Annotated in this window: 20 protein-coding genes; 8 read left to right on the forward strand and 12 right to left on the reverse strand. The window is 40.4% G+C overall.

Translation table 11 applies throughout. The annotated features are described in order from the left end of the window. Positions 1 to 135: 135 nt before the first annotated feature. Complete coding sequence (locus tag AACU25_RS07065) at positions 136 to 1,467, reverse strand: ATP-binding protein (protein WP_096574520.1); 1,332 nt, start codon at positions 1,465 to 1,467, stop codon at positions 136 to 138. Between the two features lie 977 nt (positions 1,468 to 2,444). Between AACU25_RS07065 and AACU25_RS07070 the strand changes: the two genes are divergently transcribed. The 3 genes from AACU25_RS07070 (at position 2,445) to ftsZ (ending at position 5,756) form a co-directional block, all read left to right on the forward strand. Next, complete coding sequence (locus AACU25_RS07070) at positions 2,445 to 3,290, forward strand: cell division protein FtsQ/DivIB (RefSeq protein WP_096574521.1); 846 nt, start codon at positions 2,445 to 2,447, stop codon at positions 3,288 to 3,290. 546 nt (positions 3,291 to 3,836) lie between these two features. Continuing rightward, positions 3,837 to 4,403: a hypothetical protein gene (locus AACU25_RS07075; protein WP_199347170.1), complete on the forward strand. Its 567-nt coding sequence runs from the start codon at positions 3,837 to 3,839 to the stop codon at positions 4,401 to 4,403. Positions 4,404 to 4,460: 57 nt separating this feature from the next. Next, complete coding sequence (gene ftsZ / locus AACU25_RS07080) at positions 4,461 to 5,756, forward strand: cell division protein FtsZ (protein ID WP_096574522.1); 1,296 nt, start codon at positions 4,461 to 4,463, stop codon at positions 5,754 to 5,756. 413 nt (positions 5,757 to 6,169) lie between these two features. Here the strand turns inward: ftsZ and gshB are convergent, their stop codons facing one another. The 5 genes from gshB to hflX all read right to left on the reverse strand — a co-directional run bounded on the left by gshB (position 6,170) and on the right by hflX (position 11,844). Continuing rightward, the gene (gene gshB / locus AACU25_RS07085; RefSeq protein WP_096574523.1) at positions 6,170 to 7,156 is read right to left on the reverse strand and encodes a glutathione synthase; all 987 of its coding nucleotides are present in this window, start codon (positions 7,154 to 7,156) and stop codon (positions 6,170 to 6,172) included. A 120-nt stretch (positions 7,157 to 7,276) separates the two neighbouring features. Beyond that, positions 7,277 to 7,546 carry a glutaredoxin 3 gene (grxC, locus tag AACU25_RS07090; RefSeq protein WP_096574524.1) on the reverse strand — a complete coding sequence of 90 codons (270 nt, stop codon included), beginning with the start codon at positions 7,544 to 7,546 and terminating at the stop codon, positions 7,277 to 7,279. A gap of 511 nt (positions 7,547 to 8,057) precedes the next feature. Then, positions 8,058 to 8,897, reverse strand: coding sequence for an exosortase-dependent surface protein XDP2 (locus tag AACU25_RS07095; RefSeq protein ID WP_096574525.1), 840 nt, complete (start codon positions 8,895 to 8,897; stop codon positions 8,058 to 8,060). A gap of 471 nt (positions 8,898 to 9,368) precedes the next feature. Further along, positions 9,369 to 10,010 carry a 2OG-Fe(II) oxygenase gene (locus AACU25_RS07100; protein WP_096574526.1) on the reverse strand — a complete coding sequence of 214 codons (642 nt, stop codon included), beginning with the start codon at positions 10,008 to 10,010 and terminating at the stop codon, positions 9,369 to 9,371. 88 nt (positions 10,011 to 10,098) lie between these two features. Beyond that, a complete protein-coding gene (gene hflX, locus AACU25_RS07105; protein WP_096574527.1) occupies positions 10,099 to 11,844 on the reverse strand; it encodes a GTPase HflX in 1,746 nt (581 codons plus the stop codon). Between the two features lie 217 nt (positions 11,845 to 12,061). Here hflX and AACU25_RS07110 point away from each other — a divergent pair, with 217 nt between their 5' ends. Further along, entirely contained in the window at positions 12,062 to 12,250 is a 189-nt protein-coding gene (locus tag AACU25_RS07110) for a DDE transposase family protein (protein WP_096583553.1), read from the forward strand. 85 nt (positions 12,251 to 12,335) lie between these two features. On the opposite strand, the gene ctpC is transcribed toward AACU25_RS07110, so the two are convergent. Both ctpC and ispG read right to left on the reverse strand, forming a co-directional pair. Continuing rightward, on the reverse strand, positions 12,336 to 13,625 hold the full coding sequence (gene ctpC, locus AACU25_RS07115) for a carboxyl-terminal processing protease CtpC (RefSeq protein ID WP_096574528.1): 1,290 nt from the start codon (positions 13,623 to 13,625) through the stop codon (positions 12,336 to 12,338). Positions 13,626 to 13,769: 144 nt separating this feature from the next. Further along, positions 13,770 to 14,996: a (E)-4-hydroxy-3-methylbut-2-enyl-diphosphate synthase gene (gene ispG, locus AACU25_RS07120; RefSeq protein ID WP_096574529.1), complete on the reverse strand. Its 1,227-nt coding sequence runs from the start codon at positions 14,994 to 14,996 to the stop codon at positions 13,770 to 13,772. Positions 14,997 to 15,881: 885 nt separating this feature from the next. On the opposite strand from ispG, the gene AACU25_RS07125 reads away from it, so the two are divergent. After that, on the forward strand, positions 15,882 to 16,919 hold the full coding sequence (locus AACU25_RS07125; RefSeq protein ID WP_096574530.1) for a cysteine hydrolase family protein: 1,038 nt from the start codon (positions 15,882 to 15,884) through the stop codon (positions 16,917 to 16,919). Between the two features lie 9 nt (positions 16,920 to 16,928). On the opposite strand, the gene AACU25_RS07130 is transcribed toward AACU25_RS07125, so the two are convergent. Continuing rightward, positions 16,929 to 17,804 (reverse strand): LysM peptidoglycan-binding domain-containing M23 family metallopeptidase, encoded by an 876-nt coding sequence (locus AACU25_RS07130; RefSeq protein WP_096574531.1) that lies wholly within the window; start codon positions 17,802 to 17,804, stop codon positions 16,929 to 16,931. A 229-nt stretch (positions 17,805 to 18,033) separates the two neighbouring features. On the opposite strand from AACU25_RS07130, the gene AACU25_RS07135 reads away from it, so the two are divergent. Further along, a complete protein-coding gene (locus tag AACU25_RS07135) occupies positions 18,034 to 19,242 on the forward strand; it encodes an HhoA/HhoB/HtrA family serine endopeptidase (RefSeq protein ID WP_096574532.1) in 1,209 nt (402 codons plus the stop codon). A 111-nt stretch (positions 19,243 to 19,353) separates the two neighbouring features. On the opposite strand, the gene AACU25_RS07140 is transcribed toward AACU25_RS07135, so the two are convergent. The 3 genes from AACU25_RS07140 to ispD all read right to left on the reverse strand — a co-directional run bounded on the left by AACU25_RS07140 (position 19,354) and on the right by ispD (position 21,375). After that, on the reverse strand, positions 19,354 to 19,698 hold the full coding sequence (locus AACU25_RS07140) for a DUF760 domain-containing protein (protein ID WP_096574533.1): 345 nt from the start codon (positions 19,696 to 19,698) through the stop codon (positions 19,354 to 19,356). 221 nt (positions 19,699 to 19,919) lie between these two features. Beyond that, complete coding sequence (gene scpB, locus AACU25_RS07145) at positions 19,920 to 20,462, reverse strand: SMC-Scp complex subunit ScpB (protein ID WP_096574534.1); 543 nt, start codon at positions 20,460 to 20,462, stop codon at positions 19,920 to 19,922. Between the two features lie 232 nt (positions 20,463 to 20,694). Continuing rightward, entirely contained in the window at positions 20,695 to 21,375 is a 681-nt protein-coding gene (gene ispD / locus AACU25_RS07150) for a 2-C-methyl-D-erythritol 4-phosphate cytidylyltransferase (RefSeq protein ID WP_096583555.1), read from the reverse strand. Positions 21,376 to 21,604: 229 nt separating this feature from the next. On the opposite strand from ispD, the gene AACU25_RS07155 reads away from it, so the two are divergent. Next, positions 21,605 to 22,564: a glycosyltransferase family 9 protein gene (locus AACU25_RS07155; protein WP_096574535.1), complete on the forward strand. Its 960-nt coding sequence runs from the start codon at positions 21,605 to 21,607 to the stop codon at positions 22,562 to 22,564. An 881-nt stretch (positions 22,565 to 23,445) separates the two neighbouring features. Next, a complete protein-coding gene (locus AACU25_RS07160; RefSeq protein WP_096574536.1) occupies positions 23,446 to 24,207 on the forward strand; it encodes a hypothetical protein in 762 nt (253 codons plus the stop codon). Positions 24,208 to 24,255 lie beyond the last annotated feature (48 nt).

Consider the following 24,255-nt stretch of genomic DNA (forward strand, 5'->3'; position numbering starts at 1 on the left):
GCTTTATAGGAAAAATAAGAAATTACACATCAAGCAGCAGCAAGAAGATTTTTTGATACTGGTTTTGCATTTTGTAAAAAATATGGTGAAGGTGTGATTCCCATAGCCAAATTTTCTAAATTAATTTGGCATAGCTCACTTATTTTGCTGCCAGAGAAGGACTTTTTCGGTTTCTGCTAATGCTGGACTAATTCCAAACCAGCGACCTTGGGGATCGCGGTATTCAAACAAGTACATACTTCTGAGTAAACTTTGATAGTCGGATTCGCCTTTGACGCTTTGTTGCTGCACTACTTCAAATAGTAATTTCCATTGATGTTCATCAATAGCTAATAACAGGTCGTCCCGGTAGTCTTTGATGACAGCTTCTAAACATTCTCTGGAAAATGGGGGATCTTGACGTTGTAAGCAACTATAAAGCAGTCCCAATAAATTACGAATGTGACCACCACTGACACGACAAATTCGATCTAATGTCTCGGGATGATCGAATAAATCTGTGATTAATAAAGGTCTTTCATCCCACTTAACTTCAGGAAAAGCTCGTGCTAGTACTAACTGGCGCAATAGTGACATCCCAGGTTCAAAGTCGCTACCATCTCTTTTCCGCACCAATACCATCGGTAATACTTTGGGTGCAATTCCTCCACCTAAGCGATTTTTGAGAGTTTCGTACTCATTAGAAAAAATTAAAGCTAGGGGAATAGTGTAAACTAAGTGGCATTTGAGTCGGCGTAACTGCTCACCTCGGTCAATAAAAAGATACTCGGGTTGGGTACGTCCAGAAGCAACGGGGCGCATATCAACCCTATCTAAGTTATCAACGATCACGACCAATCCCTTTTGACCGCGTTGCTTGAGCTGTTCTACAGCTTTTTCTAATATCTCCTCGTTAATTGCTTGCAAAATACTGTTAGTACGTGGCTCTAGGTATTGTCTTAATTGATTACGTGTCTGGGCGCTATCTTTGGTTTTGGCAGTAATTTTGGCAATCCCCAAGGATAATTCTGCTTGCCCAGATAACTCTATAGGGGTTTGCAAAAAATCCCCGATTTCTTTAAATAAATTACTAAAGTAACCTGGTCTAAATTTAATTCCAATTCCTTCTAAACTGACACTGACTTGACGAGCTACACTCAACAAAATATCACTAACATCTATATCCGCCATATCTAGGTCTTGGCTGGACTCAAAATAAACCACATGAAATCCTGCGGCTTCTAGCTCTGCTTTGAGGCGCTGTAACTCTGTAGATTTACCGCAACCAATATGACCTGTAAACAATTGGCAAGTCGGCTCATCTGGAGAAATGCGAGTAATAGTACGTTGTAGTTCTTCAACAATTTTGCAACCACGGACATCAGAGAAATCTATATAGTACTGCTTATCCAGTACCTCACCCATATTTAATGTGTAGCTTGGGTTACACGCTTTATAAAAACGTGACAAATTTAATGTTGTTTTCATGTAGATGCAGATCTAGTTTTATTTGTATCTTTTGCTATGCAAAAATCTCGATCAATTTTTAGAGGTACTTAATTGAATACAAGTTAGTATCGGATCACAGACAGCCCTGAAAGGGAGAATCAATGCCGCAAACATCTGTCAGTATAATGGCAGAGATTAAGTTTTTCCTTATACGTTAAGTATCTCTGTCCTTTTTACAGCTGGTGTTGAGCTTTTGACAATCTATAGGCATTACCTGAGGTTGCCAAATCCTGAGCGGCTAATCAAGATGTTAAAAAAAATACTTTCTTAGCTAAATGGAAGGTTTGCTTATGGATGGTACACATATCACTTATTTTTATTTCCGTCAATGTAATACGTAAGATTATTTACAACTAAGTTAACATTTTGTAATTATCTGCAAAAAAAACTCAGATGTCTATATGTTTTCAATGGCACTTACTACTATATATTTAGCTAGCTCGTAAGAGTTGATCAAATAGCACTAAGTTAACCTTCAAGGTAGCCCATATAATGTGACTTTTACAGAAAAATTGTCTGTTTATTTCTTGATTTACCCTAGTAATAATTAAAGCGCTATTTACCTAGAACTGTCAGTCCGATGGAGAATTTTGCCCTAATCAAGGTTAAGAAGAATTTTGATTGTTACTCTCATTTGTAAAGCGTATAAATACTGAGAAGATATTGCAGCCAATATACATATAACATTATATATTTCAATACCAATGATGTAGCTTTTTTGGCAGATAATGGCTATCACCCTACAGTAAAAAATTGACATTGGGTCTAGAATAGACAGCGCCAACTGCTAAATGAAGAGATATTGCCCCACAATCATCCTGTGGTTGCTGTAAAGTGTTACTAAAAAGTGAAAAAATTCTGGAAAAAAGGGGCTAATAACTGCCACCAAAGTTTACTGAAATTAATTAACGATCTAAGTACTAAAGAATTTGGACTGGAACCAGCAAGGGGTTTTAATGGCTGACCTAGTATCACTTTCCCGTGCAGATTTAGCCCAGCGCCGTAAAAGATTACGGCGTAAGCAGCATATGAAAATTATTCAGGCAATTTGGCGAAGCTTTGCCATTACCAGTTTGGCAGGTTGTTTATTGTGGTTGGCAATCCAGCCTGTTTGGGTACTGAATACACCCAAACAAATTGTGATGAAATCAGGTAATGAATTACTCCCAGAAGAGACAGTTAAATCTCTGTTGGTATTATCTTATCCTCAATCTTTATGGCGGATTCAACCGTCAGCGATCGCCGACTCTTTGAGACGGCAACCAACTATTGCACAAGCAAGCGTCAGCCGTCGTCTATTCCCGCCTGGACTGATTGTTGACATCACCGAAAGAGTACCCGTAGCTATAGTTCAAACACCTAGAAGCGGAAATTCTGAAGGTGCGAATAAGCAAGCATCTGTTGGCTTAATAGATGCTAGCGGAGTCTGGATACCTCTAGAAAAATACACATCACTGAATCCCACAAGAAAATTACCTAGTCTCAAGGTAATTGGGTTACCAGAACAATACCTTCCTTATTGGAATCAACTGTATCTATCTATGAACCAAAGTTTGGTGAAAATTCAAGAAATTAATTGCCAAGATCCCACAAATCTAATTTTGAAAACAGAACTAGGCAATGTATATCTCGGCCCACCAAGTCCCCAGCTATCTGAACAAATTAAGATCCTTGCCCAAATGCGCCATTTATCTAGCAAGTTAAATTCAAGTCAAATAGAATACATTGATTTGCAAAATCCTGAAGCCCCATTAGTACAATTGAACCAAAAAAATCAGAAAATTAATGTTCGTAATCCTTAGAAATATTTAACATGTTTAATATATATAAGGCTTTTAGTAAATTAACAAAGTTTTATGATAAAAAATTATTTACTATTTTTTTATATTTCGAGTAATAGTCACAAAATAGGCGTAAACTTCTCTTTAAAATGAGACCATTACTCACAAAGCCTGCTTTAGGACTAAAGGCAACACAATTGTTACCCTAGCATCTCACGATTGAGCGCAATACTTGAGAACGCTAATCATGGCTTTGGCTGTGTCAACCATCTTATGTTCAGGCAATTTTTACATAAAGTAAAATTTTCCCAGCAAAAACCAGTATCTGTCTCTACCCTAACTCTTCTAAGCTACGAAGCTAATTTAGTACACCTAGATATATATGGACGACACCAGTAAGGATTCTATAGGGTAGAATATTTCTCCAACCAATAGTCCGTTAAAACAGAGCAAATAGCTAATCAATTTCAGTTTTCCATAAATTGACCAGCAATTTCTTCTCTGCCCCTAACTTCAAAATAAGTAAGTACAGGGCAAATTTTGTGTCATAAGGTGCAATCATTCCCAATGGTGAAACCTATTAACTATATTATGGAAAGAGATCGGACGCGCTATGGTGCATCCTTACAAGTTGTGCTATCCGAGTGTAATTTTTGGTATAAAAGTATTTATGCTGAGATAAACAGTATCTTTGATTACCATAATTTATATATAGGGGCTAAATTTAACAACAAGAATAATCTCTTTCCTAAGTATTTTTCTTTGGAGAAAAATTATAAAATATACAAAATTAACCTTGTAATAGTGGCGATTAAGGAAAAAAAAATCAATACTGTAAGTTGTAAAATTAATGACTCATCAAAATCATTAGTAGTAATTAAGGAAGAACATATTAAATGCCAAAGAAATCCCCCAACAAATCGGCAGCAGCAAAGTAGAGATCCAAATCTCTGGTTGAAGTTATACAGATCATTTTTAAGTAAATATAGGTATACTTCTTTAGAACTAGTTGTGCGATCGGCTGCGTTCTTGGCTGATGCCGTAGCGAAATTTCGCACTGACAATCCTGTTAGGGTTGGAAGTAGTGAGAACAATAAAGAACACTGCCATATCTGTAGCAGTGTCAAACTATAGTTGACTCTTAGGTGAGTAACACCTGAAAAAGTCGTTTATCTACCTTTCACAAATCCAATGACACTTGATAATAACCAAGGGCTTACCTATAAAAACTCCCAGTCAGTGGGACAGTCAGGGTTCTCACTGGCTGTAAACTCCACCAATCCTTTTAATCACTCTGGGCTAAACTTCAGTCAAAATAATGACGGTAAAAAGATTACTGCTGAAAGCAACCGCATCGGCGAGATCGTTCCTGGTAGGGTTGCTAACATCAAAGTGATTGGTGTAGGAGGCGGTGGTGGTAATGCCGTCAACCGCATGATTGAGTCTGATGTCAGTGGCGTGGAATTTTGGTCAATCAACACTGATGCACAAGCTTTAACATTGGCAGGTGCTCCTAGTCGCTTGCAAATAGGACAAAAACTGACAAGGGGTTTAGGTGCCGGTGGTAATCCTGCTATTGGTCAAAAGGCAGCTGAGGAATCAAGAGACGAAATTGCCACAGCTTTAGAAGGTGCTGACTTAGTATTTATCACTGCTGGTATGGGAGGAGGCACAGGAACAGGTGCTGCACCAATTGTGGCTGAAGTTGCTAAAGAAATGGGCGCGCTTACAGTTGGTGTGGTCACACGTCCCTTTGTCTTTGAGGGTCGCCGTCGTACCAGCCAAGCAGAACAAGGTATTGAAGGTTTAAAAAGCCGGGTAGACACTTTAATTATTATTCCTAACAATAAGTTGTTGGAAGTGATCCCCGAACAAACCCCTGTACAGGAAGCTTTTCGTTATGCCGACGATGTACTGCGTCAAGGGGTACAAGGTATATCCGATATCATCACCATACCTGGTTTAGTCAACGTTGACTTCGCTGATGTGCGAGCTGTGATGGCAGATGCGGGATCGGCATTGATGGGTATAGGCGTAAGTTCAGGAAAATCCAGAGCCAGAGAAGCTGCGATCGCAGCTATTTCTTCTCCATTACTAGAATGTTCAATTGAAGGCGCTAGAGGAGTTGTCTTTAACATTACTGGTGGTAGCGACCTTACCTTACATGAAGTTAATGCGGCCGCAGAAACTATCTATGAAGTGGTTGATCCCAACGCCAATATTATTTTTGGTGCAGTGATTGACGATCGCCTCCAAGGAGAAGTGCGAATTACTGTCATTGCAACTGGCTTTACAGGTGAACCACAAGCAGCGCCACAGCAAAATGCCGCTAACACTAGGGTAACAACGCCTCCACCTAGAAGGCCTGTAGCACAACAACCTACTGCCAATCCTACTCCCCCAACCCCAATTGCAGAACCCAAAGACAAACCAATATTAGATATTCCTGATTTTCTGCAAAGGCGACGTAACCCACCCAAAAATTAAGTGATGCTAACAGTTTGGATTTGAGATGAAATGGGAATTCCGGGTTTACCTGGTTCCTGTATACAATCTGCTAAGTTTTGAGTTTCCTACATGGGGGAATTCGCTAGTTCGTTGTGCATCTCGGAAATATCGCCAATTGATAACTAAACTGCATAACGTTAGCCGCAAACAATTAACTTGGGCAGGAGTCTGTTGACTCTCATGTCCACTAGTATTTTAGGAAAAAGCACAGAAATTTAGAGTGTTGAAGAATCTTGCTGCGTGCTTATCGCTTCATCAGCATCTGTCTGGAAAACGGGAAGACTAGTTCAATTACAGCAATACTTGCTTGTCTAGGTTCGCTAGATTGTCAGGTAAATTACATAAGTGTAAGCTTCCCGTAAAAGATAATTCTAAAAAACAGATAAGGTAAATTATTTTTCTTTTTTACTTTTTAGAGTCTGTTCAATCCATTGAATGACATCTCTTCCTAGGTGAGTGTGATCTAATCTGTCGATTTCACGAATTCCAGTTGGGCTAGTAACGTTAACTTCCGTAAGGTAACCACCAATAACATCAATTCCTACAAAAATTAATCCGTCTTGGCGTAATTTTTCAGCTACTTGGGTACAGATTTCCTGCTCTCTTGGGGTAATTGTGGTTTGAGCAACTGTCCCGCCTGCCGCCATATTATTACGAAAGTCGCTGCCACTAGAAAGGCGATTCAGCGCACCTATTGGTTCTCCATTGAGTAAAATAATTCTCTTATCTCCGTCTTTGGCTTCTGGTAAGTAGGTTTGTACCATCACAGGTACTCGACCTTGAAAAGTACTGAGTTCAACAATTGAGTTGAAATTGCGATCGCCTGATTGTAAAAATAAAATCCCTTCCCCAGCTTTGTTACCCAGTGGTTTGAGAACAGCAGCACCTTTTGCATCCACAAATTCTCGAATGACCTGCTTATCAGCACTCACAATCGTTTCTGGAATAACATCGGTAAATTGAAGAGCATACATTTTTTCGTTTGCTCCTCGAATACCATTAGGACTATTAATTACTAGGGTTTTGTTTTGATCAATATAGTCCAGAACGTAGGTGGCAAAAAGGTAAGCATCATTTACTGGTGGATCTGTCCGCATCAAAACAGCATCCATTGTTTCTAAGCAAGCAAAAGCCCGTTGGCCTGCGCTCAACTTGTACCAAGGATTAGCTGCAAAATAACGTCCTTCTACCAACTCGACTGGTATTAATTCTACCCGTTGTAAAATAGCCCAGGCTTTACCTTCTACGACACTCAACAGATTTGCCTGTGTTATCCACACTTCGTGTCCAAGGATCTGTGCTGCTTCCATCATGGCAACACTGGTGTCATGACATGGATCAAGCTGATGGATGGGATCAATAATAAAAGCTAGTTTCACGCTTTTTGCCTCAAGCACCAGGAAATTTAATGGTGTTCAATTTAAATTATCCCCTGATGTTCTGACTGATTGACACTTGCTGATGTTACCAACAAAGCATAATTGCCAGATTTTCTGCATCTAGAGGCTAGTAGCGGCCAGTAATTCATCTAGCTTTCCTTGCCTGTCTAACGCGTGAATATCATCGCAACCGCCAACATGATTGTCATTGATAAAAATTTGAGGCAAAGAGCGTCTTCCATTTGCTCTTTGTGCCATTTTCTCTCTTGCGTCCTCATCTCCGTCAATGCTGTATTCGACAAAATTCACCCCCTTTGTATTCAGCAAGTTTTTAGCACGGATACAAAATGGACAAGTTCTCCAAGTATAAATTTCTACCTTAGCAGCCATAACATCCTCTATTTATTTGAATATTCTTCATTTTAGAACGTAGACACTAACTCTAGCTGCTTGAGCTAGTTTTACTAATTTCCAAAGTAGCTTCATCAATTTACACAAATAAAGGTTAGTCAAAAGTCGTGAGACTCTTGACTAATTTAATGTTTGCACCAGTTTTCTTCATGAACCGATAATATTACACTTTAAATACCAGCTACCTCAGCAAGCATACGGTGATTGTCGGGCTCTCATAATTTTATGACCGTATAAATAGCTAGAATATTTATACATTAATACTAGTAAAAAACACGGTTTATTGGATTGGACTACTCGTAGTTATCATAAAGTCAACAAATAATCCTGACCTAAAAGATAGATAAATCAGGATTATAGGAGGTCACTTAAGAATATTACAAAATGTACCGGATACTATAACTAAAATTTTTAAGTAGCAATATTTACGTCTATTTTTGGATTTACAGTATCCGGTACATCATCGGCATCAAAAAAAAGAGAGTATTATTTAAACCATAAAGGTTGCTTTTTTTCTCAGTGTTTGGGCTGCAATCACTGCCAATAAACCTAGAGATGCTGTTGTACTGGGTTCAGGCACTTTTTCTGGTGATATCTGGCTGCTTCTGGCCAATAATTTAAAATCGGGGCCGTTAAAACTGGCTTCTGCTGTCAGTTGAATACCACTTAGAGAAGTAACACCTAACTGTTGCAGTTTGACACCCCATGAACCTACTTGTTGATTGCCACCAATTTCCATAGTGTCAATTTGGAAGCCTGCATCGCCAAAAGTGGCTGAATCTAATGTAATTGCTGTACCAATTACTGTGTTATTAGCATCAAGTGCTTGAATTTTTAATTTACTGTTCTTACCTCGTTCCCAAAAGAACAAGTTATCTAGTCCAGTATTGTCTTGGCTGATATTAGAACCGAACTTTAAGTTGATTTTGAACTTACCAGTGTCTTCGGTATCAATAATATTGTTTAAATTGTTGTTACCTAAGAAAGCAGCAACTTTAGCTCCATCACTTGCATTACCCGCTTTCAAGTCTTCTTGAGTAAGAAAAGGAGAATTAGCTTTATCGCCTTTATCTGTACTAGCTGCACCTGTATTACCGCCAGTGTAGGCATCGTTCTCTAAGATGCTAGCACTAGTGACAAAATTGAAGTTGCTAAATGTAATTCCATTCTGAGTAATAGAGTTTAGCAGAATATCACCTTTAGAAGCATCTGCACCTGTGAGGGCTGTAGTGAAATTACTCTGAAAAGTTGCAGCCTTAACAGATGGAGACAAACTTAATAATGTTCCAAAAGATAGGCACAAAAAAGTGGAAATTTGGCGAATTTTCATAGTGTTTACTACGATATTGAATATTTAAACGCTATTACCTTACTTCTATGCATAAGTAAGATAATTTTGAAATTTATTGCCAGCCAGTAATTGCTGTATTTAGATAGCTAAACTTTTAGTCATCCGCTAGTTCACATAGCGATAAATGCACTCGATGATGATTGGATTATCCAAGCTTGTATAGATATAACTTGCCATAAATTATGTCTCTTAGTACATCGGTTATCCACAGACTTGAGAAAATTTAATTGAAGCTAATAGAGTGATTTTTATATGTATTTACATGGGGAATAGTAATTTCACCGATAATAGGATTGGGAATAAATCAGTGATTCAACGGCAATAATTCCAGATTTATTCATATCTATATATGATTTGAGCCACATATCCAGCCGTCACAACCTGTTGGCTCGCTTACAAAAAATCCTGTGGTTGATAATAAGTCTTTAAAATCTGTTTTTTATCTAGTATCTACACTGAATTAGCTGCACGGTTAACCCAGCCATTAATTGTAAAACGGCTATCGGCAAAAACTTGAGAAGGGCAATTAATAGGAAGTACTTCATGCAGATAGCGGCTGAGGAAGAAGACAATACTATTGTTGCGTGGCTCAATCGTTGTGAATGATTCGGAATTTACATAAAAGTTGTTGATGATTTTGCTATCGTATATCAACAACTCGCCACCAGAAAATTGCTTTGGTTCTTGATGAAAGTAGTAAACATAAGTGAGTTCTCGGAGAGATGTTTCTGGACTACCGTTATCATTATGAATTTTGAAATAATTACCATCATTATGTGCAGTGAGTTGGCTTTCAATATAGGTGATGGGAAATGATGGTAAACCCAAGCTATTAATTACATCAGGTATTAGCGATTTTATACGCGTAGTAATTAGCTCAGAAAACTCAGGAAATGAGTAAAGCACTTTTGATTGACGGTAATTCATCTCATTAGTTGAAGTTGTGGTGGCAACAAACTGTGATTCGCGTTCGAGAACATATTTGAATAACAGTTGATGTTCTTCTGCTGTAAGAAAGTCTTCTATTTGAACATAGCTAGAGGTCAAAACTGGCTGTATTTGCGTGATTAAAGTATCTGATTCTGCAGTCATAATTATTTGCTCTGTAATCTAAAAAGCCGTAGTCATTATAACTACGGCTTTTTGCAGCAAAATACAAAATTTACTTGATTTTTAGTATTTACCGAGAGTCAACAGCATATTGAATTAGCTGGGTTAAGCGATGGCGTAGGGTTTCTAATCCCAAACGCTGACTAGCAGAAATAAATACTGCTAGAGGAAATTCTTCCCGTGCTAAAGCGAGAGTTTCGCTACTGACTTGATCGATTTTGTTAAAAGCCACTAATGCTGGGCCTGGAGTCACCGGCATTTGAGCGAGGATTTCTCTAACTGAGCGAATATGGCTCAACCAAGCTGGATGAGACAAATCAACCAAATGCAGTAAAGCATCGGCCTCTGTGACTTCCTCTAAGGTGGCGCGGAAGGCATCCATTAAGGAGGCAGGCAATTCATGTATAAACCCTACTGTATCTGTTAGCAGAATCTCTTGGGTTGCGCCAGTCTCAGCGTCAGAAATCACCAGACGGCGTGTGGTGGGGTCAAGAGTAGCAAATAATTGGTCGGCTGTGTAAACTTCGGCATTAGTGAGGGCATTGAGCAAAGTTGATTTGCCAGCGTTCGTGTAACCAACCAAAGCCACTGAAGGAACTTCCCGATGTTGTCGGCGTTGCCGTAGGCGGGAACGATGTGCTTGCAACTGGTTAACTTCTTGTTGCAGCCGAGAGATGCGCCGTTGAATGGCACGACGTTCAGTTTCTAGTTTGGTTTCACCAGGGCCCCGAGTCCCGATACCACCACCTAACCGAGACATCGCCTGACCTCTACCAGTTAGTCGCGGCAGCATATACTCAAGTTGTGCCAGTTCTACTTGTAACTTACCAGCACCAGACTGAGCGCGTTGAGCAAAAATATCTAAGATGACTTCGGTGCGGTCTACTACCCGGACACCAATTTGGGCTTCTAGGTTGCGGACTTGAGCTGGTGAAAGGTCGCGGTCAAATACAACTAGATTAGCTCCTAAAGTTTGGGCAGTTAAGGCAACTTCTTGAACTTTACCTTCACCAACTACTGTTTGGGGATGAATACGCGATCGCTTTTGTTGTACTGTCTGTAGTACATCGCCCCCGGCTGTATCTACTAACCGTGCCAATTCTGCCAAGGTGTCTTGGAATTGTAGCGGAGTCATTTCATCGGTCATCACTCCCACAATTAGCACGCGATCGTGGTCAACATCTACTTCTTGGGCAACGAATTCGCGCTGAAATTCTGCTTCGAGATTTTCTACTAAATCAATAAAGTCTTGCTGTGCTAATTCATCCAAACTCAGCGGTTGTGACACAGTCCAGTTTGGAGATTGGATATTGTTAGATCCACCCTTTAACATAGCAGGGCTAGTAATGAGTGTACGAGAATCTTGGGGTGTCAAGTGAGCTAAATAAGCTTCTTTGACGTACCCAGTCGCACCGCCGCCTCTACGTGTAAATCCTGCCCCAGTGATATTGAGTACAACTAAGACATCTAACCGTTGCAAAGCCATTGCTGTCAGTGCCGCTTCATTAGGCGGTTCTGGCTTCAAATGAGTAGCTATACAACGAATCCCGCTCAGTCGTTCTGCACCATAACGGGGCAATTCTAGCGGTGGGATTTGCGTTTGACGCGGTGTGCCTACCCCCACACGTATCACTTGTCCGCGACGGTTGAGATAGGCACACACAGGCTGATTAAGTTCTGTACTAATTGCCGCCAGACGCTGAGAAAAATCGGACGTACTAATGCTATCGCCCGGTATGCGCTGATGATACAGCCGCTGTAGTTGCTTTAGCTGGCTGGATTTTAAACCTTGGAGATTTCCGTAGATAGTCTCTATAGGCGTTTATGACCAGTAAATGGCCCCCCGAATCCTTCTTTGTTTATTTTACAACATCCCTAAAACCCAAAACTATATCTTAAGGGGGTTGCGTAGTGATTTAATCACATTTACTTCTTAATGTAACGAGCCTTTAATGTTATAATTCTATCCCTGCTATGGTAAAGAGATACTCTTAGTACTCCTGAATAGAAAACTTGAATTTAGTTTGATGTTTATGACTGACTCAACAGAAAATTGGTATGTTGTCAAGCGTCCGGCTGGTAATTGCGAGATAGTCTCCAACTTAGATGCAGGAACGGTCGAGCCAGAAATTATCGAAAAGTGGGGGCCGTTTAGTTCCCAAGGAGATGCGATCGCACGTCGTATAGGATTAATTAGGGCTGGCAAATGCCAACCCCAATAAAAGGAAACTGGGACTGGGGATTTATTGGGAATTACCCAAATCCTGAGACAATAGCTTCCCAGTTACAGACACTTAAAGTGCTGATTTAATTTTTCTCAGCACTTGTAGTTGTTGTACCTTTAGCCGTAATTTGTTTGCCTAGGACTTCTACTGCTTTAGCAAATTGCGGATCTTCTAAGGTTGCGAGTTTGTCACGTTCGCGTAGCCATAAATCTTGTTTTTGAGCATCAGTCAATTCAACCTTGATATCAGGATCAATGCCGTGCTTGTTAATATCTTTACCGCTGGGGGTGTGATATTTAGCAATTGTTACCGCTAATCCCGAGCCATCTTCTAGAGGGCGTACCGATTGTACCAAGCCCTTGCCAAAGGTCTGCGTACCTACCAACGTAGCGCGCTTGTTGTCTTGTAAGGCACCTGAGAGAATTTCACTAGCGCTGGCTGAACCTTTATCAACTAAAACCACCATCGGCTTATCTGTTAAGGCGCGTCCATTAGCTACTTCTCGCTCTTGTTCACCTTGGCGATCGATAGTAGAAACAATTGTTCCTTTATCCAGCCACATCCGGGCAATTTCGACGCTGGAGAAGAGTAGACCACCAGGATTACCACGCAAATCTAAAACGTAACCAACAACTTTTTTGGTTTCTAAATCCTTGATGGCTTGTTGCATTTCCTTGCCAGCATTAGCACTGAACTGGTTCAGGCGAATGTAACCCAGGTTACCTGCAGGGCTAGTTTTTTGTGAATATTTAACGGGATGAATTTCTATTCTTGCCCGTGTAATTTCAAAATCTTTAGTTTGACCGCTACGCCTAATAGTTAATTTTACTTTTGTACCAGCCGTACCCCGAATTAGAGATACAGCTTGGTTAGTATCCATTCCTTGAGTACTTTTACCATCAATTTTGAGAATCTCATCTTTAGATAAAATCCCCGCTTTAAAAGCTGGAGTATCTTCTATAGGCGCAATCACCACTAACTGTTTAGTTTTTTCGTCTTGACTAATTGTGATACCAATACCTGTGAGTTCCCCAGAGGTATCAACTTGCATATTTTTAAATTCATCTGGATCCATAAACCGGGTGTAGGGGTCATCTAGCTTTTTGAGCATTTCCCGGATGGACTTATATGCTTCTTTTTTACTACTGTAGGACTTACTTAAATATTCTTTCCTTACAGCCTGCCAATCTACCTGATTAAAAGTACCGTCTACGTATTGGCGCTGAACAACTTGCCAAACTTCGTCTATCAATTCCTTGGGACTGTTATTTAAAGCCTGACCTCGTGAGTGAATCCCAAGACTTGTAACAGCAATAGTTGAGAGCGTCACTGCCGTAGCACCCAAAACCAGCTTACTTTTTGTAATCACCATAATGACAGCTGCGCCAGAGGAAAATTTGTATAGTCAGTATGCCCAATCTAACACAGGGTATCACTGTAACAGACGAGCATGTATTCTTATTACAGCAAAATACTTGGCAATCCGGCGACCTTTGTGGTCGCCGTTACGCAAATCTTAAGGATCTACCCAACGCCCATCGGATTTGATGAGGTTAATTAATTCCTCTACTCCATTATCTTCTGGGACTTTTTTGATTTCTTCTCTGCCACGATATAAAGAAATATAACCAGGAGTCTTGCCTACATAGCCATAGTCTGCATCTGCCATTTCACCGGGGCCATTTACAATACAACCCATCACTGCGATGTCTAAACCGGTTAAGTGTTTGGTGGCTTCTCGAACTTTGTGCAGGACTTCTTCCAAGTTAAATAAGGTACGTCCGCAAGAAGGGCAAGCTACGTACTCTACCATAGTTTTTCGTAAGCCTAAGGCTTGCAGAATGCTATAGCAGACCGGAATTTCCTTCTCTGGTGATTCTGTGAGTGAGGCTCGAATTGTGTCGCCAATGCCATCAGCCAGTAATGTGGCAATACCTGCTGTAGACTTGATTCGTCCGTATTCACCATCCCCAGCTTCGGTGACACCTAAATGCAAGGGATAATCCATACCCAGCTCATCCATGCGCTTGGCCATGAGACGATAGGCAGCTACCATGACTGGTACGCGCGAAGCCTTCATGGAAATTACTAAATTGTGGAAGTTGAGAGATTCACAAATGCGAATGAATTCTAAAGCTGATTCCACCATCCCCTCTGGGGTATCGCCATAGGTAAATAGCATTCTCTCAGCGAGAGAACCATGATTTACCCCTATTCGCATCGCTTTCCCTTGATCTCTTAAAGAAACAACCAAAGGTTCTAGGGTTTCGCGGATTTTGTCGCCAATTTCATCAAACTCTGTTTTGGTGTATTCGCTTCTATTACCATTTGGCTTTTCAAACACATATAAACCGGGATTAATCCGTACTTTTTCTATGTGCTTGGCAACTTCCAAAGCGATTTTCATACCGTTGTGATGTACATCAGCAACTATGGGTACATCTCGGTATGTTTTAATAAGTTTTTGCTTAATTTCCGCTAAAGCTTTGGCATGAGCCATACTAGGCACAGTAACGCGGACTATTTCGCAACCAATTTCGTGCAAACGACGAATAGCTGCTACAGAACCATCGATATCTAGGGTATCTTCGTTGATCATCGACTGTACTACCACAGGGTAGCCACCCCCAATGATGACATCCCCCACTTTTACCGGACGAGTTTTACGCCGCTTAATTGTGGTATCAAAGTTAGGTTCGCTAGATGTGGTGTTTACAGTTGTAACTGTGGGCAGAGTTTGCATAACCTCATTAGGTAAATTTGCTGTAGCGAAAATATCAAATTTCAAAATCTCTGTTTCTCAGATTGCCATAGGTGGGGCGCTTTTGGTCAATTACTGTGCAAAAAAAAAAGAATGTGAGATAAGACTAGAAATAAAGAAGATTTATCGATTTTTTTTGTCAGGGAAAATAGCCTATTTACTAGCCTTTGCCAGTTGATAGGAATCACTTTATTACTGAGTTATAAATGATAGCACTAATGCTAATTAGTTTATTAAATCAGCTTGCATAATTTTTATCTATGAGATGCATCAAGCAGCAGCTTTCATTACTACGGCATTTTACGAGTATATAATTAACTCATTCCCCTTCAGAGGATGACATAAATCAACAAATTATCATTACTTAATAGTTCAAATATTTATATCTATCTCATATAGATTTTTCTGCTTTTTAGATGAAATCCAATTTTTCTTCATCTCAATTTTTATATTGCACAATATATTCAACTTTATTTTCTAGCATTTTGGTATTACAGAAGATAGCATCAGCCAAATCTGTATATATCGAATAAGTCTCTCATAAGTCGGTATGGGAGAAATTACCATATTTATTAATACAAATATACTATTAAAGCTATGGGCGAGCAAAAGATGAAACGCGATCGCAATACTACAAGGGATAGCGTTGTGAACTCAAAATTGGTTTTGGGGAAAAGGTTAAAGGTTTTTTCTTTACCTTTTCCCATTCCCCTTTTACCCTTAACCGACGAGTATTGAAACGCGATCGCTCTCGGTTAAGTTAATTACAATCATCTACTGCTGAAGTTGTGTAAGTCGGATAAGCTAGGGAGTTACAGAGGCGATCGCTCTCACAAATTGTTACATTAAACTTAATTTAACTTCAATATGAATACTCAAAGCACAACCCAACTGCCAATTCCTTCATACTTTCAACCGGAAAAAGTGGGTGAAGTTTGGCGTGTACCCTATCAAGAACGCGCAGCACAGGCTGAAGCATGGGCGCAACAAAATAATATCCAGCCAGCAGCTTCCGATAAGCGTCGTATTTGTTTGCTATTAATTGATGTACAAAATACTTTCTGTATCCCAGAGTTTGAATTATTTGTAGGCGGAAAATCTGGTATGGGAGCAGTAGAAGATAATCAGCGATTATGTGAATTTATTTATCGCAATTTAGGATTTATTACTAAAATTACTCCTACCTTAGATACTCATACAGCTACCCAAATTTTTCACCCGATTTTCTGGATAAATTCGGCTGGCGAACATCCCATACCAGCAGCAACAAATATTACTCTCCAAGATGTAGAGCAAGGTATTTGGCAAGTTAACCCCGCAGTTGCTCACAGTATTACTAGAGGTAATTACGAATTATTAGAAAAGCAGGCTTATCACTATGTGAAACAGCTAAGTCAAAATGGGAAATATCCCCTGACAGTTTGGCCGTATCACTCAATGTTAGGCGGGATTGGTCATGCTTTAGTTTCATCTGTAGAAGAAGCAATTTTTTTCCATTGCATTGCACGTCAGAGTCAAACGCAATTTGAAATTAAAGGCGAGAATCCTTTAACCGAGAATTATTCGATTTTACGTCCAGAAGTGTTAATAGGGTTTGATCAAAATCCGCTAGCGCAAAAGAATACGAAATTAATTCAGCAACTTTTAGAATTTGATGCTGTAATTATTGGTGGTCAAGCTAAAAGCCACTGCGTTGCCTGGACAATTGACGATTTATTAACAGAAATTAAGCAGGTAGATGCTAACCTCAGTAAAAAAGTTTATTTGCTAGAAGATTGTACTTCTCCTGTTGTGGTTCCTGGGATTGTTGATTACACAGAACAAGCTGATGCCGCTTTTAGTAGGTTTGCAGCAGCAGGAATGCATATTGTTAAATCTACCGACTCGATCCAATCCTGGTTTTAAAGTACTACTCTATTTTTTTAAATAAGCTTTTGGATCTTGAGCTGTCCAACCGAGAGATGAGCTAGAACGTACTTCAAAATGCAGGTGGGGTTGTTTAGCTGCTGGTTGTCCCGTCGTTCCCACAGTTCCCAGGACATCGCCTTTTTTCACTTGCTGACCAGCAGTAACCTTGATGGTGTCAAGATGGGCGTAGCGGCTTTGCAACCCACCACTGTGATTAATAATTACCAACTTGCCATAACTACCTTGTTCCTTTGCAAAGGCGACAACTCCAGATGCGATCGCTTCTACGGGTGTACCAACGGCGGCTACCAAGTCTACCCCACTATGGAAAAAGACTTCGCCGGAATGAGGATTAATTTGCCAGCCATAAGGTAACGCCACAGTAGTTGCTGCTGATAAAGGATAGCCACTTAGTTGGGTAGGCGGCTGATTAGTCTGCGGAGGCGTAGCGACAACGCGATTTGATCCACCATTCACCCCAGGAACAAACACAATTCTAGGGTCTTTTTGACAACCATTGATTTCAAACATGGCATCAGCACGCACTTTGTATTGTGCTGCTACTTGTCGCCAAGTTTGACCTTGAGGCACTTCGACCACAATTCCATTGTAGGGAGGAATTTGAAGTTCACTACCAACCGTCACTGCGCCGTTTTTCACAGATGGGTTCATCACGGCGATAGTTGTTGGAACTAGGTTATAGAGTTGCGCTATACTCTCTAAGGTTTCGCCATGAGCAACTGTATGGCGCTGGAAACGAGACAAGGCTGGAGTTGGACAACTCTCTGCAGCAGATGTGGAGCTTTGTGATGAGAGTATAGATCCTAGCCCCAAAGTGCTGACTAAACTACAGATAAACACTAAACGGTAAGGACGAGTCATGCCTACTAGTAAAGAGAGTTTTAATTTTTAATTTTAAACTTGGGTATTGGTGAGTAGAAGCTGATGGGAAGCTAGTAGTTCCCTGAAAATGTTGTAGAAGGTAGAAGAATTACTGAAGCTTCTCCGATTTTTTATTGACTGTTCTGTCAAATTGCTCTGTCCACTCGCTGTTTGCTTGACTAAACTTATAAATTAGTAGCCGCATTGCTATCTTTAGAGCGAAATTATTATGAAGTTATCTTTAAAGCAACTGGCCGTCTACATATCTTTACTGGTAATTGGCGGTGGTGCAGGTTTGTTAGGTAGTGGTTATCTCCTACCAAAGCGTTATTCGTTTCAAGAACTAAAAAATGTTACCGCAGCTTTACCTTCAGAATCAGTAAACCCTCCTGCTTATAGCGGGCCGATTGGGAATACTGGTGGGGATAATGTGAATTTTATTGCTACTGCTGTACAAAAAGTTGGGCCGGCTGTGGTGCGAATTAATGCTACCCGCAAAGTCGCAAATCCGATTTCTGACGCTTTAAAAAATCCTTTACTGCGCCGCTTTTTTGGTGAGGATGAGCAACCAATGCCAGAAGAAAGAATTGAGCGCGGTACGGGTTCAGGATTTATTTTGACAGACAATGGTTTATTGCTGACTAATGCTCATGTAGTAGCAGATACCGATACTGTACAAGTAACCCTCAAGGATGGGCGAACTTTTGAGGGTAAAGTGCAAGGCGTAGATGCAGTTACAGATGTGGCTGTTGTGAAAATCCAAGCAAAAAAATTACCTACAGTCAAGCTAGGTAATTCACAAAATTTGATACCTGGGCAGTGGGCGATCGCAATTGGTAATCCTTTAGGTTTAGATAATACTGTCACCATTGGCATTATCAGCGCTACCGATCGCACTAGCGCTCAAGTTGGCGTACCAGAAAAGCGCGTCAGCTTTATCCAAACTGATGCTGCAATTAATCCTGGTAATTCTGGCGGCCCTTTATTAAACGCCCAAGGTGAAGTTATTGGTGTCAATACAGCAATTCGCGCTGATGCTCAAGGTTTGGGTTTTGCGATTCCTATTGAAACAGCTGCCCGCATCGCTAATGAACTGTTTACGAAAGGGCGTGTAGATCATCCTTTTTTGGGAGTAGAAATGACAGATTTGACTCCCACCAAAAAAGAACAAATTAATCAAGAAAATAAGCTGAATATTCAACAAGATGCTGGTGTGGTCATTAAAAGCACCCTAGAAAATTCACCAGCAAAACGCGCCGGACTGCTTCCTGGTGACGTGATTCAAAAAATCAATCGTAAACCAGTTAAGACAGCAGCCCAAGTTCAAAGACTAGTCGAGTCTAGTTCTGTAGGAGACACGCTAGAAATTGAAGTTAGCCGCGAAGGTAAAAATCACATCTTCAAAGTACAACCAGGGGCTTATCCGCAAAAGAAGTAGCTAGAGGTAAGGGCTAGGGGCTAGAGGTAAGGACTAGGGGCTAGAAAGTTAGAGAAAAATAATTTAATAACTGATGATTCTAGCGGCCGACTCTTGACCCTTGACTTTTACCTATTGACTAGACAAATGGTCTAACTGCATCCTCTGTTCCATCTGACGCAGGAAATAACCAGTCATCATTGCTGACGCTAACAGGCCTGCAAGGTTTTCCCTATCTGTTGTGATTTGCACGTTAAAATTTTCCGGGGGTAGCATTCCCACCAGCCCTTGAACATTCTGCGAAATTATTTGTTTAATTTCAGGACTAACGGACTGGGCAACGCGGGCCATAACTTCCGGCGACTGATGCTGTAGATATTTGAGCAACTGATTGGGATTTTCCTCAAAGTAGTCGTTTAGAAGCTGGTTTGGGTTTTCCTCAGAGTTGTCATTCAAAAAGTCAGGATTAAACTCCATTGGCAGTTTTTTGTAGCTTAGTTGCTGATTCTACTCTAAACCATAGTCAAAGGGTAATGCATTCACCACGGGTATAACCTGTTGATTCTACCCTAGGGAAGGCGGTTACCTGATTTCTAGCAGAGCAAGTCCCTGTAATAAGGATTTACAACTATTTTACGCTGAACTTTACTGGCTAGTGGTGGTTTTGATATTGGTAAATATTTCAGTATCAGTACCATCTATTCTGCTACTGCTTCTGCTTTCAGTTCTAAATCTAACTCTAATTGTTGTTCCTGTTGATTTTGGGAAAGTATTTGCGGGAGTTGCTCAATTTGAAAATACTGATGAAATTTTGGTGTTATTTGTAGCGAATACGAGCGAGAATCACTATCTCGGCGCTTGCGAACAAAACCAAGTTCCACAAGTTCCGGAACATGTTGATATACTCCCGAACCCCGTAAGTTAATTAAGTCGCTTTGGAGTATGGGGCTATTTAGGGCGATCGCAGCTAAAGTTCTTAGTGCACCTAAACCTAATTCAACCGGAATTAGCGTTTGCACTAAGTCATGAAAATCAGACCTCAGTTGCAAACTATAACCATTGGGTGTCTCTACGACTTCTAGGGCGCTGTCTCGGCGGGCATAATCGTCAATTAGTTCCATCATGCCTTCTTCAACCGTAGCGCGATCGCACGCGGCATACTCGGCGATTTCACCGAGCGACAAGGGCTTACCCTTCAAATAGAGAATTGCTTCTATCTTCGTCGCTGTGGCTGTATTCATTAGTCGTTAGTCATTAGTCATTAGTCATTAGTCATTAGTCATATTTGACAACTGACACCTGACGCAAGACGAGTTCCAAGTGAGTGGGATATTATCATACATAATATGATTTGTCAATGAAGATTGGGCATGGGGCATGGGGCATGGGGCAATGGGTAATGGGTAATGGGTGTTTGTTTTTTCTCCCCTGCTCCCTGCTCCCTGCCCCCTTGCTTTTCCGAGTCCCCAATCCCTATTCCCTACTCTTAAGAATAAATTCTGCGATCGCCAAATCTTGAGGAGTGGTGACTTTGAGATTTGTCTCTTCACCTTGGACAATTCGGACTTCGATGCCACATTTTTCAAACAAAGCGGCATCGTCTGTGACTTCCCAACCTTGACGTACACCTTCGGCGTGGCACTGTTTCAAGAGCTTGACATCAAAGCCTTGAGGTGTTTGTGCCGCCCACAATTGACTTCGGTCAGGTGTACTTTGGATGATGCCATTCTCATCGACAACTTTAATCGTGTCTTTGACTGGTATAGCGGCAATTAACCCAGGACAGTGACGAATAGCTTCCGCACAGGCATTGAGTAAATCTGGCGTAGCTAAACATCTCGCTCCATCGTGAATTAAAACTTGCTCTGCGGCTTCTGGAAGCGCCAGCAAGCCATTGTAAACAGATTCCTGCCTGGTTGAGCCACCAGCAATTAATTCCACTGGTTTATTGAGCTTTAAGTCAGCAAGGATGGCTTTTAAATCATCCCAATCAGTGGGTTGAGAAATAATTCCAATCCAACTGATGCTACTAGCTGCATCTGCAGCTTTGAGAGTCCAAGCAATAATGGGTTGCGATCGCACCGTCAAGAGGAGTTTATTGCGGTCACTCCCCATTCTTTTTCCTAAACCTGCTGCTGGAATTAGTAAATACACAGAACTTCTTAAATCGTAAAACTGGAGCTTGGGGATCAGGGATTGGGGATTGAGGATTGGTAACTGGGGAGGAGATGAAGGAGATGAGGAAGTAGGGGAGAAATTCCTATTACCAATTACCAATTACCCATTACCCATTACCTATTACCCCATGCCCAATTCCCAATCCCCGATTCCCTAATACCTATATTCCCCTAAAATAGGGAGCGAGTAAGCGTAAATAAATATTATGCGAGTAGTAGCCCTTGTACCTGGCGGAATTGGCAACCAAATTCTTATGTTTCCGGCTCTAGATGAACTGAAGCGCTATTACCCAAACGCTCAGATAGATGTCGTGGTGGAACCCCGCTCAAAGGCAGCTTACCGGGTTAGTAAGTCGGTGAATGAGGTATTGACCTTTGATTTTAAAGACCGTAACAGTTTGGCGGATTGGGGTAACTTAGTGGGCATTATTCGCGATCGCGAATACGATGTGGCCATTACAGTAGGACAAAGCTGGTTAGTAGGCCTGTTTCTGTGGTTAACAGGAATTCCTACCCGGATTGGCTATCAAGGTAAGGGTGCAGTTTTTCTCACTAATACTTTACCTTTCCAGTCATCTCAGTATTTAGCAGTGGGTTATCATAATTTACTGCAACCGTTAAACATTCAAACTCCTTGTCCAGAATTGTCATTAAATGTGCCAAAACCCGATATTGAGTGGGCACAACAGGAACAGAAACGCTTAGGTGTGAATGAAACGGGCTACATCTTGATTTATGCTGGCTCTAGTCTGTCAGCTTCAGCTAAAAGCCGAAATCCCATTTATCCTGTAGAAAACTGGCAGCAAATTATACAAGAGTGCCAACGCAAGCAGCCTGATTTGCCTATAGTGATTTTTAAAGGCCCTGAAGATGAACAAATAGTGCGATCGCTTTTGGATTCCTGCCCAGATATTAAGGTAACTTCCCCTGATAATATTGGTAAGCTAGCCGCGATCGTTACTGGAGCAAGTTTGATGTTGGCTACGGACAGCGCACCTCTGCAACTAAGCGTGGCAGTTCAGACTTATACAATTGCGCTGTTTGGCTCTACAGATCCAGCACAAGTGTTACCAAAAAGTGAGAAATTCCTGGCTATTAAGTCTCCTACGGACAAAATGGGCGATATTTCACCCAAAGTAGTGTTAGAGAAAATCTGGAACGGTTAAACCAGCAGTTTTCTTAGACGGCGATGGTATATGAGATCCAATTAAGGCAATTCTGTTAATCATGAATCCCTGTAATTGAAGCCTTTTTGTTCGTTATCCACATCTTTTCAAGATTTCCCTACGTTGGCTAATCGCCTGGAAAATTGTCTTCCTAGGCGATTAGCTCCATTAATCTCGCGCTGATTGCGTAAATGGTGTTATTCCTAATTAATTTAGATTTTTACGCTTAAGCGAGTTGTGAAATACTAGCTAATATTTAGCTAATTATGACAGTTGCTGCCAAGAAAATATGTGGTAGCGCTAAAGGTTTCAATGTTAATAAATTTCAATAAATTACTTTTTTTAAAAAATAACTTTATTTTTCTCAAAATCGTTAGTTTCAATGTAGTTTTGGGCAAAATAAAAATTAGATGACTCCAATCATCTGTTTTTACCTAGGCTAGAGCAAATCGAGATTGAATCAATTTCCTTGCTATTAAAGAGGATAAGGAGCAATTAATCGTTGAGGCTGAAGTTTTTACCAAGTCTCTATTGCTCATAAAGTTTTACTCAATTCCCAATGCCTAGAAAATAAATAGTAACTTTAGGCATTTTGCTTTAACCAAGGAATTTGCAGTTGTGTTACGAAATAAATTACCCACAGTCCAAGATTTACATGAAAACTGAAAAGATTCAGCCACTCAGCAACTAGAACTGAGAATACTCAACTGATCTCCGAATTTAGTGAGTTAGCGATCGCACGGCTGTATGATCACTTAGTCTTTTCAGCATGAAGTAAATCTCATTCCCTATTTCCTATATTAGTGTTCCCTAGTGACCGTATTGTCTTGAGGCAGGTGCATTTTCCGTGACTTACGTTGAGTTATAAAAAGGAAAAATCAATGGCGATTCGATTACATGGGTTTCTTAATAGTTCCAAGCGTTACTTTCAAGTAGAAAGTCAGCCGCATCATATCACTGGAATTTTTAAGAAAATCATGCACTCTCAAAGCTTACATAGCTGCGAATTTACGGATGTCCATAGAGTTTATTATGAAGATGAAGCGGACGGAACTATAACTTTCTACCAAGCAAATCAAGATAACAACAGTCAGCCTGGTATTTGGACTTATCTTGTATATGAATGTTTGGAAAGTGAAGAAAAAGTATTTAGTGATGCTGTAATTGATACCAATATCAGCCCTTTACTGGCACTATTAGCTGGTCAAAAGCTACCGCAAGTTCCTGTTAATATTTGTGAATATCTTAATTATAAAAATTATGAATGTGAATATTTAGATGTGCAGCTGCCTTCTGAGTTGAATAATCAAACAGGGAGAGAAATTGCTCATCTGTTGTTAGATGAAATGAAAGCTTTCAAAACATCAGCTATTTTTACAGAAGATGTAGGAAAAAAATACCAGAAAGCAGTGTTAGAAGGATTTATCCAAGCTGCACGGGAGATTTTAGCTAAAAATGGTACAGCTAAAGATTTTGAAACGGCTCAATATGATGTGCTAAATAAAATTCCCATTGATGATGTAGCCAACTTAATTATTGCTTATAACGATTATCGAATATGGCAGGCGGCTTTACCCAGTAAATCTAAAGCAGTCGAATTTGCTTTTAAGACAGCATTAAATTTAATTTGTCAGATTAAGTGATCTCAAATTTATGTAATTGATAATTTTTAGGGACGTTATGCATAACGT

It is taken from the genome of Tolypothrix tenuis PCC 7101, from assembly GCF_963874875.1.
Classification (GTDB): domain Bacteria; phylum Cyanobacteriota; class Cyanobacteriia; order Cyanobacteriales; family Nostocaceae; genus Aulosira; species Aulosira tenue.

Excerpts from the sequence above, each read along its gene's own strand:
- AACU25_RS07065 (WP_096574520.1), bottom strand. The coding sequence starts at position 1,467 with ATGAAAACAACATTAAATTTGTCACGTTTTTATAAAGCGTGTAACCCA.
- AACU25_RS07070 (WP_096574521.1), top strand. The coding sequence starts at position 2,445 with ATGGCTGACCTAGTATCACTTTCCCGTGCAGATTTAGCCCAGCGCCGT.
- AACU25_RS07075 (WP_199347170.1), top strand. The coding sequence starts at position 3,837 with ATGGTGAAACCTATTAACTATATTATGGAAAGAGATCGGACGCGCTAT.
- ftsZ (WP_096574522.1), top strand. The coding sequence starts at position 4,461 with ATGACACTTGATAATAACCAAGGGCTTACCTATAAAAACTCCCAGTCA.
- grxC (WP_096574524.1), bottom strand. The coding sequence starts at position 7,546 with ATGGCTGCTAAGGTAGAAATTTATACTTGGAGAACTTGTCCATTTTGT.
- AACU25_RS07095 (WP_096574525.1), bottom strand. The coding sequence starts at position 8,897 with ATGAAAATTCGCCAAATTTCCACTTTTTTGTGCCTATCTTTTGGAACA.
- AACU25_RS07100 (WP_096574526.1), bottom strand. The coding sequence starts at position 10,010 with ATGACTGCAGAATCAGATACTTTAATCACGCAAATACAGCCAGTTTTG.
- AACU25_RS07110 (WP_096583553.1), top strand. The coding sequence starts at position 12,062 with ATGACTGACTCAACAGAAAATTGGTATGTTGTCAAGCGTCCGGCTGGT.
- ctpC (WP_096574528.1), bottom strand. The coding sequence starts at position 13,625 with ATGGTGATTACAAAAAGTAAGCTGGTTTTGGGTGCTACGGCAGTGACG.
- ispG (WP_096574529.1), bottom strand. The coding sequence starts at position 14,996 with ATGCAAACTCTGCCCACAGTTACAACTGTAAACACCACATCTAGCGAA.
- AACU25_RS07125 (WP_096574530.1), top strand. The coding sequence starts at position 15,882 with ATGAATACTCAAAGCACAACCCAACTGCCAATTCCTTCATACTTTCAA.
- AACU25_RS07130 (WP_096574531.1), bottom strand. The coding sequence starts at position 17,804 with ATGACTCGTCCTTACCGTTTAGTGTTTATCTGTAGTTTAGTCAGCACT.
- AACU25_RS07135 (WP_096574532.1), top strand. The coding sequence starts at position 18,034 with ATGAAGTTATCTTTAAAGCAACTGGCCGTCTACATATCTTTACTGGTA.
- AACU25_RS07140 (WP_096574533.1), bottom strand. The coding sequence starts at position 19,698 with ATGGAGTTTAATCCTGACTTTTTGAATGACAACTCTGAGGAAAACCCA.
- scpB (WP_096574534.1), bottom strand. The coding sequence starts at position 20,462 with ATGAATACAGCCACAGCGACGAAGATAGAAGCAATTCTCTATTTGAAG.
- AACU25_RS07155 (WP_096574535.1), top strand. The coding sequence starts at position 21,605 with ATGCGAGTAGTAGCCCTTGTACCTGGCGGAATTGGCAACCAAATTCTT.
- AACU25_RS07160 (WP_096574536.1), top strand. The coding sequence starts at position 23,446 with ATGGCGATTCGATTACATGGGTTTCTTAATAGTTCCAAGCGTTACTTT.